The 14,607-nt window shown below is 72.4% G+C and carries 16 protein-coding genes; 10 read left to right on the forward strand and 6 right to left on the reverse strand.

Annotated features, from left to right (window positions below; genetic code table 11):
* Positions 1-6: 6 nt before the first annotated feature.
* On the reverse strand, positions 7-741 hold the full coding sequence (locus tag ACRYCC_RS18235; RefSeq protein WP_433813546.1) for an MSMEG_4193 family putative phosphomutase: 735 nt from the start codon (positions 739-741) through the stop codon (positions 7-9).
* Positions 742-819: 78 nt separating this feature from the next.
* On the opposite strand from ACRYCC_RS18235, the gene corA reads away from it, so the two are divergent.
* Together corA and ACRYCC_RS18245 are read left to right on the forward strand one after the other, a co-directional pair.
* Positions 820-1,791 (forward strand): magnesium/cobalt transporter CorA, encoded by a 972-nt coding sequence (gene corA / locus ACRYCC_RS18240; protein WP_433813548.1) that lies wholly within the window; start codon positions 820-822, stop codon positions 1,789-1,791.
* 149 nt (positions 1,792-1,940) lie between these two features.
* A complete protein-coding gene (locus ACRYCC_RS18245; protein ID WP_433813550.1) occupies positions 1,941-2,807 on the forward strand; it encodes an oxidoreductase in 867 nt (288 codons plus the stop codon).
* A 39-nt stretch (positions 2,808-2,846) separates the two neighbouring features.
* Here ACRYCC_RS18245 and ACRYCC_RS18250 read toward each other — a convergent pair whose 3' ends face one another.
* Positions 2,847-3,554 (reverse strand): hypothetical protein, encoded by a 708-nt coding sequence (locus tag ACRYCC_RS18250; protein WP_433813552.1) that lies wholly within the window; start codon positions 3,552-3,554, stop codon positions 2,847-2,849.
* A gap of 70 nt (positions 3,555-3,624) precedes the next feature.
* Positions 3,625-4,470 carry an undecaprenyl-diphosphate phosphatase gene (locus ACRYCC_RS18255; RefSeq protein ID WP_433813553.1) on the reverse strand — a complete coding sequence of 282 codons (846 nt, stop codon included), beginning with the start codon at positions 4,468-4,470 and terminating at the stop codon, positions 3,625-3,627.
* Positions 4,471-4,679: 209 nt separating this feature from the next.
* Between ACRYCC_RS18255 and ACRYCC_RS18260 the strand changes: the two genes are divergently transcribed.
* The 3 genes from ACRYCC_RS18260 (at position 4,680) to ACRYCC_RS18270 (ending at position 8,068) form a co-directional block, all read left to right on the forward strand.
* Positions 4,680-5,618 carry an aldo/keto reductase gene (locus ACRYCC_RS18260; RefSeq protein ID WP_433813554.1) on the forward strand — a complete coding sequence of 313 codons (939 nt, stop codon included), beginning with the start codon at positions 4,680-4,682 and terminating at the stop codon, positions 5,616-5,618.
* A complete protein-coding gene (locus ACRYCC_RS18265) occupies positions 5,587-7,320 on the forward strand; it encodes a helix-hairpin-helix domain-containing protein (protein ID WP_433813556.1) in 1,734 nt (577 codons plus the stop codon). Before ACRYCC_RS18260 ends, ACRYCC_RS18265 begins: the two co-directional genes overlap by 32 nt.
* A 124-nt stretch (positions 7,321-7,444) precedes the next feature.
* A complete protein-coding gene (locus ACRYCC_RS18270; RefSeq protein WP_433813558.1) occupies positions 7,445-8,068 on the forward strand; it encodes a hypothetical protein in 624 nt (207 codons plus the stop codon).
* 108 nt (positions 8,069-8,176) lie between these two features.
* Here ACRYCC_RS18270 and fabI read toward each other — a convergent pair whose 3' ends face one another.
* Together fabI and ACRYCC_RS18280 are read right to left on the reverse strand one after the other, a co-directional pair.
* Positions 8,177-8,956: an enoyl-ACP reductase FabI gene (gene fabI / locus ACRYCC_RS18275; protein ID WP_433813560.1), complete on the reverse strand. Its 780-nt coding sequence runs from the start codon at positions 8,954-8,956 to the stop codon at positions 8,177-8,179.
* 91 nt (positions 8,957-9,047) lie between these two features.
* A complete protein-coding gene (locus tag ACRYCC_RS18280; RefSeq protein ID WP_433813561.1) occupies positions 9,048-9,752 on the reverse strand; it encodes a beta-ketoacyl-ACP reductase in 705 nt (234 codons plus the stop codon).
* Positions 9,753-9,952: 200 nt separating this feature from the next.
* Between ACRYCC_RS18280 and ACRYCC_RS18285 the strand changes: the two genes are divergently transcribed.
* Together ACRYCC_RS18285 and ACRYCC_RS18290 are read left to right on the forward strand one after the other, a co-directional pair.
* Positions 9,953-11,449 carry a TldD/PmbA family protein gene (locus ACRYCC_RS18285; RefSeq protein ID WP_433813562.1) on the forward strand — a complete coding sequence of 499 codons (1,497 nt, stop codon included), beginning with the start codon at positions 9,953-9,955 and terminating at the stop codon, positions 11,447-11,449.
* A complete protein-coding gene (locus tag ACRYCC_RS18290; RefSeq protein WP_433813564.1) occupies positions 11,446-12,831 on the forward strand; it encodes a metallopeptidase TldD-related protein in 1,386 nt (461 codons plus the stop codon). The genes ACRYCC_RS18285 and ACRYCC_RS18290 overlap by 4 nt, the downstream gene beginning before the upstream one ends.
* Before the next feature lie 101 nt (positions 12,832-12,932).
* Here ACRYCC_RS18290 and ACRYCC_RS18295 read toward each other — a convergent pair whose 3' ends face one another.
* The gene (locus ACRYCC_RS18295; protein ID WP_433813565.1) at positions 12,933-13,145 is read right to left on the reverse strand and encodes a dodecin; all 213 of its coding nucleotides are present in this window, start codon (positions 13,143-13,145) and stop codon (positions 12,933-12,935) included.
* Positions 13,146-13,198: 53 nt separating this feature from the next.
* Here ACRYCC_RS18295 and ACRYCC_RS18300 point away from each other — a divergent pair, with 53 nt between their 5' ends.
* From ACRYCC_RS18300 to ACRYCC_RS18310, 3 genes are all read left to right on the forward strand, one after another.
* Positions 13,199-13,534, forward strand: a complete 336-nt coding sequence (locus tag ACRYCC_RS18300; RefSeq protein ID WP_433813566.1) for a DUF3099 domain-containing protein — start codon at positions 13,199-13,201, stop codon at positions 13,532-13,534.
* A gap of 321 nt (positions 13,535-13,855) precedes the next feature.
* Positions 13,856-14,125, forward strand: a complete 270-nt coding sequence (locus tag ACRYCC_RS18305; protein ID WP_433813567.1) for a prevent-host-death protein — start codon at positions 13,856-13,858, stop codon at positions 14,123-14,125.
* Positions 14,115-14,597 carry a type II toxin-antitoxin system VapC family toxin gene (locus ACRYCC_RS18310; RefSeq protein ID WP_433813568.1) on the forward strand — a complete coding sequence of 161 codons (483 nt, stop codon included), beginning with the start codon at positions 14,115-14,117 and terminating at the stop codon, positions 14,595-14,597. Before ACRYCC_RS18305 ends, ACRYCC_RS18310 begins: the two co-directional genes overlap by 11 nt.
* Positions 14,598-14,607 lie beyond the last annotated feature (10 nt).

A 14,607-nucleotide genomic window follows, 5' to 3' on the forward strand; every position in this document is an offset into this window, starting at 1 on the left:
ATGACCCTACGCCCCGCCGCCGACCGCTGCGTCACTGTCCGCGCCCGTGCCGCCGCCGGCGTCCCCCGCACCGGCTCCGGCACCGTCCGCGGCGGGCTTGGGCAGCAGGCCCGTGACGTCCCCGCCGGTGTCGTTGAGCCTTACCACGAAGGGGCGCAGCGAGGTGTAGGTCACCACGGTGAGTGAGGCCGGATCGGCGTGGATCCGCTGGAACTGATCAAGGTGCAGGCCGAGCGCGTCGGCGACGACGGCCTTGATGATGTCGCCGTGGCTGCAGACCAGGTAGGTCGCGTCCGGGCCCAGCCGCTCGTTCCACTCCCGTACCGCGGTCACCGCCCGGTGCTGGGCGCCGGCGAGGGTCTCGCCCTCCTCCCCGGGGAACCGGACGGCGCTCGGGTGCGCCTGCACCACCGGCCACAGCGGGTCCTTGGCCAGCTCGGCGAGGGGCCGCCCGGTCCAGTCGCCGTAGTGCACCTCGCCGAACCGCTCGTCGACGTCCAGCTTGGCCGGGACCGCGGTGCCCGCCGCGCGGGCGGCGGCCCCGACGGCCTCGGCGGTCTCCAGGCACCGGTCGAGCGGGCTGGAGACCAGGGCGTCCAGCGGCACCGCGGCGAGCCGTTCGCCCAGCGCGCGCGCCTGCGCGCGTCCTCGCTCGTCCAGGGACAGGTCGGGGGTCCAGCCGGCCAGCACCGGGCCGGTCAGCTTGGTCAGCCCGTGCCGCACCAGCAGAAGCGTCGTCACGATCTGCACTCTACGAGATGATGGGATAGACACTGGTTTTACCCAAGGCCCGGCAACCGTGGTGGAAAATGGTGCCTCATGATCGTCGACTGCGCCATCTACCGCTCCGGCCAGCGCCAGACCGTCGACGGGGACATCAGCGATGCCCTCGACGCGGCGCGGGAGCACGGTGACTGCTTCCTGTGGATCGGGCTGTTCGAACCCACCCAGGAGGAGTTCGACCTGGTCAGGGAGGAGCTCAAGCTCCACCCCCTGGCCGTGGAGGACGCCGTCAACGCCCACCAGCGGCCCAAGCTGGAGCGGTACGGCGACTCGGTCTTCATCGTGCTCAAGACCGCGCACTACATCGAGGCGACCTCGGACGTCGAGATCGGCGAGATCATGCTGTTCGTCGGCGCCGACTTCGTCATCGTCGTCAGGCACGGGCAGGGCAGCCCGCTCGCCCCGGTGCGCCGGCGGCTCGAGCGCGACCCGGAACTTCTCGCCGCCGGCCCCTCCGCGGTGCTGTACGCCGTGTGCGACCAGGTCGTCGACGTCTACGGTCTGGTGGCGCACGAGATCGAGGCCGACATCATGGAGCTGGAGAAGCGGGTGTTCTCGGCCCGGCGCGGTGACGTCACCGAGGACATCTACACCCTCAAGCGCGAGGTGCTGGAGTTCCGTACCGCCGAGGACCCGCTCATCCCGGTGCTGCAGGACATCGTCAAGGGCCGTGTAGAGGTCTGTTCCAAGACGCTGGAGGAGTTCCGCGACGTGCTCGACCACCTGCTGCGGGTGGACCAGGCCGTCGACGCCACCAACGAGCTGCTCACCAACGTCCTGAACGCGCACCTGGCCCTGGTGGGGATGCAACAGAACGAGGACATGCGCAAGATCTCCTCGTGGGCGGCGATCCTGGCCATCCCCACGATGATCGCCGGCATCTACGGGATGAACTTCACGCACATGCCCGAGCTGACCTCGCCCTGGGGCTATCCGGCCGTCATGATCGTCATCGCCGCCGCCTGCGTGCTGCTGTACCGCCGGTTCAAGAAGAGCGGCTGGTTGTAGCCGCGCCGCCAGGGGCGCGTCCGGCGAGGGTGGCCGTGCCGGTCCTGGGATGGGCGGGGCCTCGGGAGAACCGCCGGTCCGGGGACACCATGGGAGCCGTCCCCATCGGGCGCCGGCCGGGCGTCCGAGGAGTCGACGAGAGGAAGCACATGTCCGACACGATCCCCGGTGGCCACCTGACGCTCGCGGACGACCTCCGGCTGAGCCGGATGGGCTACGGCGCGATGCAGCTGGCCGGTCCCGGCGTATGGGGCCCGCCGGCCGACCGCGCGGAGGCGGTGGCCGTGCTGCGCGAAGCCGTCGACCTCGGCGTCACGCACATCGACACCAGCGACTTCTACGGCCCGTTCACCGTCAACGAGGTCATCCGCGAGGCGCTGCACCCCTACCCCGACACGCTGCACATCGTCACGAAGGTCGGAGCGCGGCGCGCGCCGGACCGGTCGTGGCCGGCCGCCCTGGCGCCCGGCGAGCTCGTCACCGCCGTGCACGAGAACCTCGAGCACCTCGGGCTCGACGTGCTCGACGTCGTCAACCTGCGGGTCGGCGCGCCGGAGGGCCCGACGCCAGGGTCGATCGCGGAGCCGTTCGCCGCGCTCGCCGGGCTGCGGGAGAAGGGCCTGATCCGGCACCTGGGGGTGAGCGGCGTCTCCGCCGAGCAGCTGGCCGAGGCCCGGTCGATCGCGCCCGTCGTGTGCGTGCAGAACTACTACAACCTCGCCCACCGTGACGACGACGCGCTCGTCGCCCGGTGTGCCGAGCTGGGCATCGCCTACACGCCGTTCTTCCCGCTCGGCGGCTTCTCGCCGCTGAAGTCCGGCGTGCTCGACGACGTCGCCTCCGGGCTGGGCGCGACACCCCGGCAGGTGGCGCTCGCCTGGCTGCTGCGGCGCTCGCCGACGATCCTGCTCATCCCGGGGACGTCATCGGTCGCGCATCTCCGCGAGAACGTCGCCGCGGCCGCCCTCGACCTGCCCGCGGACGCGGTCGAGCGGCTCGACCGTATAGGGGGGTGACGCGCGGGCCGCGCGAGGGTGTGTGAGCCGCGGCCCGGGTCAGAACCCGCCGGGCCCCGGCCCGGGCGGGTGGGCCCGGTCCTCGTCCGCACCCGCGGCCGCCGCGCGCTGGAAGGCGGCCGGCGCGGGCGGCGGGCCGAGCAGGACGGCCCACAGGTGGGAGGGGGTCCCCGCGGCCTCCAGGCGCCGGCGCATCCGTTCCACGGTGCCCCTCGTCGGCAGCGCCAGGGCGAGGAGCAGCGGGTAGCCGAGCACGAATCCGGCGGCGAACGGCACCTCGCTGTGGCTGATCACCGCGAGCGCCAGGCCCAGCAGGATCACCGCGTCGCCGAGCGCGAACCGCAGGAACAGCGCCTGCCGGAACGCCACCGCGGCCAGTTCCGCGGTCCGCCGCGGCTCCGCCGCCGGGCCGGGCGTCAACGGCAGCGCCCGCGGCGACCTGACTCCCACCACGACGGCCACCACGAACGCCAGCAGCAGCGGGACGAACACCCAGCCGGGCAGGTCGCCGAACCTGCTCTTGCCGTCCCGCACCACGAACGGGACGATCGCCGAGATCGCCAGCGGTGTGACGACCAGTGTCAGCATGGTCGCCCGCAGCTGGCGCAGCATGGTCGGCGGGCCCCCGCGCAGCGAGGCCAGGTATCCCCGGTCGGCCTCGGGCCCGGTGCCGAACAGCGGTCCACCGGACGGCCCCTGCCACCCGGCGGAATCCGGCGGCGGCTCGGAGGACTGCGGGAACGCCATGGGGCAGTACGTTACAGCGCCGCCGGCCGAAGAGGACAACGGTTGGTGATTGCCCGCCGGCCGGTGAGCGTCAGCCGCCCGTGGCCTGGATCGCGCCGGCGGCGAGCAGCCCGAGCAGGATCCCGCCGACCGCGACCCGGTAGTAGACGAACAGCAGCGTCGAGTGCTTGACCAGGTACTTGAGCAGCCACGCGATCGAGGCGTATCCCACCACGAAGGACACCACCGTGGCGATCACCGTGCCGGTGACGTCGATGTTCCCGTCGCCCACCTTGCGCAGCTCGAACAGCCCGGACAGCACCACCGCGGGAACCGAGAGCAGGAAGGAGTAGCGGGCCGCGGCCTCCCGGGTGTACCCGAGGAACAGCCCGCCGGTGATCGTGGAGCCCGAGCGGGAGGAGCCCGGGATGAGGGCCAGCGCCTGGAAGCCGCCGATGATGAGGCCGTCGCGCAGGTTCAGGTCGGAGACCTGGCGCTGCTGCCGGCCGGCCCATTCCGCCACCATCAGCAGCAGGCCCATGACGATGAGCATCGAGGCGTTCAGCCACAGGTTGCGGGCGGGCTTCTCGATGAAGTCCTTGAACGCCAGGCCGAACACGCTGACCGGCACCGTGCCCCAGATGATGTACCAGCCCATCCGGGCGTCCAGCTCGCCGCGCAGCTCCTTCTTCCACAGGCTCTGCGTCCACGTCATCGTGATCCGGTAGATGTCCTTCCAGAAGTAGATGAGCACCGCCGCCATGGTGCCGAGCTGGATGATCGCCGTGAACGCCGCACCGGGGTCGCGTTCCCAGCTCTTGAGCCCGAGGTCGTAGGCGACGCTCGGCACGATGAGCAGATGGGCCGAACTGGAGATCGGCAGGAACTCCGTGAGTCCCTGGACGATGCCGAGCACGGTGGCTTCAACGACGTTCACAAGCGGTGATTCCCCTCACGGGTAGAGCGGCCCAGAGCTGATGATGATCCCCAACGCGGCAGCCTAGTGCCCAGGCACCGGGCGTTCGCCCGGTTCCGGAGAACGTATTTCTACATACATGTCGATGATCGGCCTTACCATACCCGCAGGCCGGGGCCCACCGTGCCGACGCGGCGTTTCCCCGATGAGGCACGGTAATCTGCCCGCCTATGAAGCAGCGCCACCTTGGGCGGAGCGGGCTCACGGTGTCACGCCTGGGCCTGGGCACCATGACGTGGGGCCAGGACACCGACGCCGACGAGGCGACGGCACAGCTGACCGCGTTCGTCCGCGCGGGCGGCACCCTCGTCGACACCGCCGACGTCTACTGCGAGGGCGACAGCGAGCGCCTGCTCGGCCATCTCCTGCGCGAGGTGGTGCACCGCGACGACCTGGTCATCGCCACGAAGTCCGCCATCACCCCGGACGGCCGCTACGACGCGTCCCGCCGCCACCTGCTGAGCTCCCTCGACGCCTCGCTGGACCGGCTCGGGATCGACCACGTCGACCTCTGGCAGCTGCACACCTACGATCCGGCGACACCGCTGGAGGAGACGCTGACCGCGGTGGACGAGGCGGTCCGCTCCGGCCGGGCCCGCTACGCCGGAGTGGCGAACTACGCGGCATGGCAGCTTGCCACCGCCGCCACCTGGCAGCGATCCTGGCCTGGCCGCACCCCGATCGTGTCGGCCCAGCTGGAGTACTCCCTGCTGAGCCGGGACATCGAACGGGAGGTGGTGCCCGCCGCGCTGGACGCCGGGGTGGGCCTGCTGCCGTGGTCCCCGCTCGGCCGCGGCGTGCTCACCGGGAAGTACCGCACCGGGATCCCCGCCGACTCCCGTGGCGCGACCCCGCACCTGGCCGAGTTCGTCCGCCCGTACCTGGGCGAGCAGAGCCGGCGGATCGTGGAGTCGGTGACCACGGCCGCCGAGGGGCTGGGCGTCTCGCCGCTGGCCGTGGCGCTCAGCTGGGTACGCGACCAGCCCGGCGTGGTGGCTCCCATCGTGGGAGCCCGCACCTCTGGACAACTCCTGGCCATACTCCAGGCCGAGGACCTCATCTTGCCGCAGGAGATCCGTGACGCCCTCGATGACGTATCCGACATCTGACCACGCCCCGCTCACCGAGCTGCTGAGCGCGGCGGGGGTCCCGGGGGCGTACGTGGCACCCGCCGCGGCCGCGCTCGGCGACCGCGCCGCCGAGGTGCTGCGCTCGGATCCGTGGCAGCTGCTGCTGGTGCCCGGGGTCGGGCCCCGGCAGGCCGACCACTTCGCCCGGCGGCTGCTCGGGGAGCAGGCCGATCCGGCGGACCCGCGCCGCGGCGCCGCCCTGGTCACGCACCTGATGCTGCGCGCCGCCCGGGAGGGCGACACGTCGGTGCCCGTGCCGGAGGTGATCGCGGCGCTGGCCGAGCTGAAGGTCGCCGAGCCCGTGCGCGCCGTGATGGGCGCACTGGACGAGGCACGGGTGATGGGGTTCGCGGTCGAGCCGGACGAGCCCGACGACCTCGACGACGACCTGCCCGAGCCCGAGGAGTTCCTCTCCCTCGAACGCTACGCGACGGCCGAGGAGGCGGTCGCCGAGGGCGTCATGCGGCTGACCGCCACCGCGGAGCCGTTCCCGCTGGACGGCCTGGAGGACTCCCCCGCGACCGCGGCGGCGTTCGGCCACGGCGTGAGCGTCGTCTCCGGCCCCGGCCACGAGTCCGCCGCCCGCGCGCTGTGCGCCGCGGCGGGCGGGCTCGCGGTGGCCGTCGTCACCGCCACGGACCGGTCCGCGGCCGATCTGGCCGCCCTGCTCCCCGGCACGGACGGCACGGAGGGCACGGACGGCCCCAGGGGCGTCACCGTGCTGTCGCTGCACCGGCTCCTGGAGGCGCACGAGGCACCGGGCGGCATCGCGTTCGCCCGCGGTGAGCAGCGGCCCCTGGACGCGCGGCTCGTGGTCGTCATGGAGGCTCCGGCCCTCGACGTGGAGCTCGCGGCGGCGCTGGTCGAGGCGTGCGCGGACGGCACCCACCTGGTGCTGGCGGGCGACCCGGCGGGGCTGCCGCCCGCGGCCGCCGGGCAGGTCTTCGCCGACGTGGCGGCCTCCGGCACGGTGCCGGTCACCCGGGTACGGGAGCCGGGCGTCCCGTCCGGGCCGATCGGCGCGCTGACCGCGGCCGTACGCCTCGGCGAGCTGCCCCGGGTCGACGCACCGGACCGGGAGGTCGTGATCGTGCCGGCCGGCGACCCGCGCGAGGCGGTGCACCGCACGGCCCAGCTCGTGGCCGACTCGATCCCGCGGGCGCTCGGGGTGGCGGGCGGCGACATCCAGGTGGTCACCCCCGCACAGCGGGGCGACGCGGGCGCCGTCGCCCTCAACGCCGCGCTGAAGGCACGGCTGAACCCCGGCCCGGGTGCGTACGCGGGCTTCGACGTCGGTGACCGGGTGGTGGTGACGGGGGCGTTGCCGGGCGCCCCCGCCGGGGAGACCGGGACAGTGACCGGAGCGGGCGACGCCGGGCTGGAGGTCGCCTTCCCGGCCGGCCCGGCGGTGGTGCCCGCCGCGCTGGTGTCCCGGCTGCGGCACGGCTGGGCCATCACGGTCCAGATGTCGCAGGGGACGCACTGGCCGGCCGTGGTCGCGGTCCTGCCCGCCGAGGCGGGCCCGCTGCTGTCGCGGGCGCTGGTGCTCACCGCCGTGAGCCGGGCCCGGTGCCACGTGTCGGTGGTGCACGCGGCGGGTCCCGCGCTGGCCCATGCCGTCCGCGACGTCCACCTGCCGCCCCGGCGGACCCGGCTCCCCGGGCTGCTGCAGGGGCTGTAGCGGCCGCCCGCGCGCCGAGATGTCAGGTGATATGCCGGTTTCTGGGGTATCTGGCGAGCAGCACGTGACTTTTGATCTCCCTATGCGTTAGACAGGGTGTCCAACGCAGACACAGGGGAGTGAGATGCCCGACCAGCGACGCTTTCGGCGCCTCGGAGTCACCTCGGCGGCGGTAACGGTGGGCGCGTTCGCGCTTCTGATCGGGGGCGCGAGCCCCGCCGACGCGGCGACGACCAAGTGCGCCATGGGGCACGACCCCGCCACCACGGTCAAGAGCATCGAGTGCCAGCTCAAGGAGACGGGCCAGGCCATCCAGAAGGTGATCGACCAGCTCACCCACAAGGCTCCCCCGCCGGTGAAGACGCCCGTCAAGAAGCCGCCCGTGAAGATGACTCCGGCGAAGAAGCCCGTCAAGCGGACGCAGGCCGCCCCGGCGGTCCCGCAGGGCGCCGCGGGCGGCGGGGGCGGCGGGGCGACCCCGCTGAACAACCCGGGCTCGGTGCGGCCCTACACCCCCCAGGGCACCACGCCGCAGCTGCCCGGCCTGCTGCCGGAACAGCCGCAGGTGGCCGAGCAGCAGCCGGCCGGCCCGATCACCGAGACGCACCTGGTGGCACCGGTCGCCCAGACCGAGCGGCAGCCCCCGGCCTCGCCGGTGTGGATCGCCGGCGCGGCGGGCATGGCGGGCGCCGTGGGCGCGCTCAACCTGAGCCTGGCCCGCCGGCACCGGCGGCTCCGCGTCAGGTGAGCGCGCGCCGGGTGGGCGCGAGCCGGACACGACGTGCGAAGGCCCGGTCCTGAAGAGACCGGGCCTTTCGCCGTGCGCGCACCGGCGGGCCCGCCGGGAACGGCGCGCTCAGGCGCCCATCGCGTGGACGCCGCCGTCCACGTGCACGATCTCGCCGGTCGTCGCCGGGAACCAGTCCGACAGCAGCGCCGCGCAGGCGCGTGCGGTGGGCCCCGCGTCGGAGACGTCCCAGCCGAGCGGTGCGCGCTCGGGCCACTCGTTGGACAGCGCGTCGACACCGGGAATGCTCTTGGCCGCCATGGTGCTCAGCGGGCCGGCCGCGACCAGGTTGACCCGGACCCCGTGCGGGCCGAGATAGCGGGCGAGGTAGCGGGAGCAGGACTCCAGCCCGGCCTTGGCCACGCCCATCCAGTCGTAGATCGGCCAGGACACGCTGGCGTCGAAGGTGAGGCCGACCACCGACCCGCCCTCCTTCATCAGCGGCAGGCACGCCATCGTGAGGGACTTCAGCGAGTACGTGGAGATCTGCACCGCGGTGGCGACGTCCTCCCAGGAGGTCTCCAGGAAGTTGCCGCCCATCGCGCTCTGCGGCGCGAAGCCGATCGAGTGCACGACGCCGTCGAGACCGTCGAGGTGCTCGCGCACCCGGTCCGACAGCGTGCCGAGCTGCTCGGTGTCGGTCACGTCCAGCTCCAGGACCGGGGGCGGCGCGCCCTCCAGGCCGGAGGGCAGCCGCTTGGCGATGCGCTCCACCAGGCTCATCCGGCCGAAACCGGTCAGCACGATCTGCGCGCCCTCCTGCTGCGCCATCTTCGCCACATGGAATCCGATCGAGGAGTCCGTCAGGACTCCGGTGACCAGGATCCGCTTTCCTTCGAGAATTCCCATACCCTGCTCCACTTCGTGCGGCTGCGCCGCGATGTCCTGTCCGCGCCCCGAACGCTCAGGGGGCTCCGCGCGCTCGGCGGATCGGTCGTGTTCAGTGCCCCATGCCGAGTCCGCCGTCGACCGGGATCACCGCTCCGGTGATGTAGGCGGCATCGTCGCTCGCCAGGAACCGTACGACCTTGGCGATCTCCTCGGGGGCAGCCACGCGGCCGAGCGGGATCACGTTCTTGATCGCGGCCTGCTGCTTGTCGTCGAGCACGGCCGTCATGTCGGTGTCGACGAAGCCCGGCGCGACCACGTTGGTGGTGATGTTGCGGGAGCCCAGCTCACGGGCGAGGGACCGCGCGAGCCCGACCAGGCCGGCCTTGGAGGCGGCGTAGTTGGCCTGGCCGGCGGAGCCGAGCAGCCCCACCACCGAGGAGATGAGGATGATCCGGCCCTTGCGCATGCGCATCATGCCCTTGACGGCCCGCTTGGAGACCCGGAAGGCGCCGGTCAGGTTGGTGTCGACCACCGAGCTGAAGGCGTCCTCGCTCATCAGGGCCAGCAGGTTGTCCTTGGTCACCCCGGCGTTGGCCACCACGACCTCGACCGGGCCCTGCTCCGCCTCGATCTTGCCGAAGGCGGCGTCGACGTCCTCCCAGCTGGTGACGTCGCACTTCACGCCGAACAGGCCCTCGGGCGGCTCCCCTGACCTGTAGGTGACGGCCACCGCGTCACCGGCCGCGGCCAGCTCCCGGGCGATGGCCAGGCCGATACCCCTGTTGCCCCCGGTCACAAGGACTGAGCGACTCATCAGCAAACCTCCGTAAGGAACATCACACCAGCGACCGAGCGTAGCGGTCCACCTCCTGGAAGGAGATGTCGCCCGGCGACAACTTCCGGCGCCCAGGCTTGTCGGAACCCCGCCGGGACGGCCCGCCGGCGCGGCCCGTGAGGCCTCGCGTACCGGTGCCACGCCCCACGCGGCCGGCCCGGGCACGGTAAGTTGCGCAGGTGCATGAGATCGATCCGGCCTTCACCGCCCTGCCGTTGCGGGCGCTCGCCGACGCCGCGCTGACGCGCGCCCGGGAACTCGGCGCCGAGCATGTCGACTTCCGCCTGGAGCGCATCAGCAGCCAGACCCTCCGCCTCAAGGACGCCGCCCTCGAGACCGCGCTGGACGCCGACGACGTCGGCCTGGCCGTGCGGGTCATCAAGGACGGCACCTGGGGCTTCGCCTCCGGAATCGACCTGACCACCGAGTCGGCGGCCGCGGCCGCCGAGCGGGCGGTCACGGTCGCGCAGGTCTCCCGGGCCATCAACCGGGAGCCGATCGAGCTGGCCGCCGAGCCGGTGCACGGCGAGCGGACCTGGGTCTCCTCCTACGAGGTGGACCCGTTCACCGTCCCGACCGGCGAGAAGGTGGCGCTGCTGGCCGACTGGAGCCGCCAGCTGCTGGCGGGCGGGGTCGACCACGTGGACGCCGCGCTCCTGCAGGTCAAGGAGAACAAGTTCTACGCCGACGCGGCGGGGACCGTCACCACCCAGCAGCGGGTCCGGCTGCATCCGGTGCTCAACGCCGTCGGGATCGCCGACGGCGCCTTCGACACCATGCGCACCCTGGCGCCGCCGGCCGGGCGCGGGTACGAGTACCTCACCGGCACCGGCTGGGACTTCGACGCCGAGCTGGCCCGGATCCCGGAGCTGCTGGCCGAGAAGCTCGCCGCCCCCTCGGTCGAGGCGGGGTCGTACGACGTGGTGATCGACCCGTCCAACCTGTGGCTGACCATCCACGAGTCGATCGGGCACGCCACCGAGCTGGACCGGGCCCTCGGCTACGAGGCCGCGTACGCCGGGACCTCCTTCGCGACCCCCGACAAGCTGGGGAACCTCCAGTACGGCTCGAAGGTCATGAACATCACCGGCGACCGCACCGCCGAGCACGGGCTGTCCACCGTCGGCTACGACGACGAGGGCGTCGAGGCCCAGCGGTGGGACATCGTCTCCGGCGGGCTGTTCGTCGGCTACCAGCTGGACCGGCGGATCGCCCGGCTCACCGGGCAGCCCCGCTCCAACGGCTGCGCGTTCGCCGACTCTCCCGGCAACATGCCGCTCCAGCGGATGGCGAACGTGTCGCTGCAGCCCGCCGCGGACGGCCCCTCCACCGAGGAGCTCATCGCCGGGGTCGAGCGCGGGATCTACATCGAGGGCGACAAGAGCTGGTCCATCGACATGCAGCGCCACAACTTCCAGTTCACCGGCCAACGGTTCACCAGGATCGAGAACGGGCGGCTGGCGGGCCAGCTGCGCGACGTGGCCTACCAGTCCGTCACCACCGACTTCTGGAACTCCATGGAGGCGGTGGGCGGCCCGCAGACCTACGTGCTGGGCGGGGCGTTCAACTGCGGCAAGGGCCAGCCCGGCCAGGTCGCCCCGGTCAGCCACGGCAGTCCGTCCGCGCTGTTCCGCGGCGTCAACATCCTCAACGCACTACAGGAGGGCGGCCAGTGACCCCCCAGGAGTCCATCGAGCGGGCCCTGGAGCTGTCCACGGCCGACGACTGCGTCGTGCTCGCCGACGAGGCCAGCGGCGCCAACCTGCGCTGGGCCGGCAACACGCTGACCACCAACGGGGTCACCCGGTCCCGGCGGCTCACGGTCATCGCCCTGCGCAAGAAGGGCGACGGGGTCGCGGCCGGGGTCGTCTCCCGGGCCGGTGTGACGCCGGACGGCATCGAGGCCGTCGTCCGGGCCGCGGAGGCGGTCGCCGCGGGCAACGAGCCGGCCGAGGACGCCGCTCCCCTGACCGGCCCGGCGCAGGTCTCCCCCGGCTGGGACGACGAGCCCGCCGAGACCGCGATCGGCGTCTTCGAGGGCTTCGCCCCGGCGCTGGGCGAGGCGTTCGACGCGGCCGCGGCCTCCGGGCGCAGGCTGTACGGCTTCGCCCACCACGAGATGACCTCCACCTTCGTGGGCACCTCGTCGGGCCTGCGGCTGCGCCACGACCAGCCCACCGGCAAGGTCGAGCTCAACGCCAAGACCGGCGACCTGACCGGCTCCGCGTGGACCGGGGTGAACACCCGCGACTTCCGCGGGGTCGACGTCGCGGGCATGACCGCCGAGCTCGACCGCCGGCTCGACTGGGGCCTGCGCCGGATCGACCTTCCCGCGGGCCGGTACGAGACGCTGCTGCCGCCCAGTGCCGTGGCCGACCTCATGACCTACCTCTACTGGTCGGCGGGGGCACGCGACGCCCACGACGGCCGCACGGTCTTCAGCAGGCCCGGCGGGGGCACCCGGGTCGGGGATCGCCTCGCCGACGTCCCGGTGCGGCTGTGGAGCGACCCGCGGGCGGCGGGCCTGGAGTGCGCGCCGTTCGTCATCGCGCACGCCTCCGGCGGCGACTCCTCGGTCTTCGACAACGGGCTGGCGCTGCACCCCACCGACTGGATCTCCGAGGGCAGGCTGTCCGCGCTGATCCAGACCCGGCACTCGGCCCGGCTGACCGGGCTGCCGCTGACGCCCGGCGTCGACAACCTGCTCATGGCGGGCCCGGAGGGGAGTACGGCCTCGCTCGACGAGATGGTCGCGCGGACCGGGCGGGGGCTGCTGCTGACCTGCCTGTGGTACATCCGCGAGGTCGACCCGCAGAACCTGCTGCTCACCGGTCTCACCCGCGACGGGGTCTATCTGGTCGAGGACGGCGAGGTCGTCGGCCAGGTCAACAACTTCCGGTTCAACGAGAGCCCGGTGGGCCTGCTCCAGCGGCTGACCGAGGTCGGCGCGTCGGTGCAGACGCTGCCCCGGGAATGGTCGGACTACTTCACCCGGACCGCCATGCCGCCGATCCGGGTGAGCGACTTCAACATGTCGACGGTCAGCCAGGCCTCCTGAGCCGGGGTCGTTCGCGCACGCTCACCCCCGCGTACGGACACCTGCCGGTCAAGGGCCGGCAGGTGTCCGGTTCCGGCCGCCAGGGGTTCCGGCCCGGCCCGTCAGCTGTCCTCGAGGCGGAAGCCCACCTTCATGCCGACCTGGAAGTGGGCGACCTCGCCGTCCACGATCTGCCCGCGCACCTCGGTGACCTCGAACCAGTCGAGGTGACGAAGGGTCTGCCCGGCCCTGCGGACGCCGCTGCGGATGGCCGCCTCGACGCCCTCCGGCGATGTGCCGACGATCTCCGTCACCCGATAGGTGCGCTCGGTCATTGGGGCTACCTCCTGCTATGTAGATCCGATTGATGTGGGGCTACCGTGGAGTGGTGAGGTTCATTCCCCGCCGCAAGGCAGCAGATGTCTACACGGTCACCGAAGCTCACCGGCCTCTCTCGGAGGACATCCGTTACCGCCAGCGGCGGTACCTGCTGTCGATGGGGATCCGCACGGTGTGCATCCTGGTCGCCGTGTTCCTTGCCGGCCATGTGCCGCTCTGGGCATTGATGATCCCACTCTCCGGCGCGATCGTCCTCCCTTACGTGAGCGTGGTCTTCGCCAACGGCGGCCGGGAACCCGAGAAGAGCCATCCGGTGCGCGCCGGAACGTGGGACGAGCCGGTCCGTAAGCAGATTTCCGGCCCCGGTCCGCAAATCCGGTCGTGACTTTCCCTTGACTAACTATGGGGGGTTTCGGTGTACGATTTGTACCGGCGCTCCGGTCCCCCGTCGGGGCGCCCGTGCCGGTGTTCCGGGCCCCCGTCGGAACACCGATGATGCGACGCCGGGTGGATTGCCCCCGTATCCACCCGGCGTCGCTTTCAACTTTCCAGACGCTGCGATGACCCTGGCCCGCCCCGGCCGTGCCCTTTCGCGCCCGCTCGCCGGCAGCCCCGCACGCGGTGTCCGCACGGTGTCCGCATGGCGCCTGCCTGCGGGCGCGGCACCGCGTAGCACGCCGTGCCACCCCCGGTTAACATGGACGGTATGACCGCTCAGCCGGAGATCACCCAGCGGGACCTGCGCAGCCGCTCCAAGGAGATCATGGACGCTGTCGAGAACGGGCAGACGTTCACCGTCACCCGCGACGGCCACAAGATCGGTGAGCTGGTCCCGCTCCGCCGTCGCCGCCGGTTCGTCCCCCGAGCCGAGTTCGCCGCCATGTCGGCCAACGCGCCCGCGATCGATCTCGCCGCGTTCCGCGCCGACCAGGACGCGGCCGCCGACCAGGATCTGAGCGATCCCTATGACCGATGAGCGCCGGGCACAGGGGCTGCTCGACACCAACATCATGATCCTGCGCGCCCGGCTGGACCCCGCCGAGCTGCCCGCCGAGATGGCGATCAGCGCGGTGACCCTCGCTGAGCTCTCGGCCGGACCGCACGAGGTCCGCCGCAACGAGGAGCAGGGCGACTATGACGAGCACGCCGAACGCGCACGGCGCCTGGACGTCCTCCAGCGGGCCGAGAACGAGTTCGACCCCATCCCGTTCGACGCGGAGGCCGCGCGCATCTTCGGCAGAGTCTGCGCCGCCGTCGTCGCCACCGGCCGCAAGCCGCGGCGCAGGGTCGCCGACCTGATGATCGCCTCCATCGCGATCGCCGAGCGGCTGCCGCTTTACACCACCAACCCCGACGACTTCCAGGGACTCGAGGACCTCCTCACCATCGTGACCGTCACCCGGCCGGACGCATCCTCCCGGCCCGGGCCCGTGACGTCCGTACCGTGACGGCACCGCG

The sequence above is a fragment of the Actinomadura scrupuli genome (genome assembly GCF_050971785.1).
Taxonomy (GTDB): Bacteria; Actinomycetota; Actinomycetes; order Streptosporangiales; family Streptosporangiaceae; genus Actinomadura_E; species Actinomadura_E scrupuli.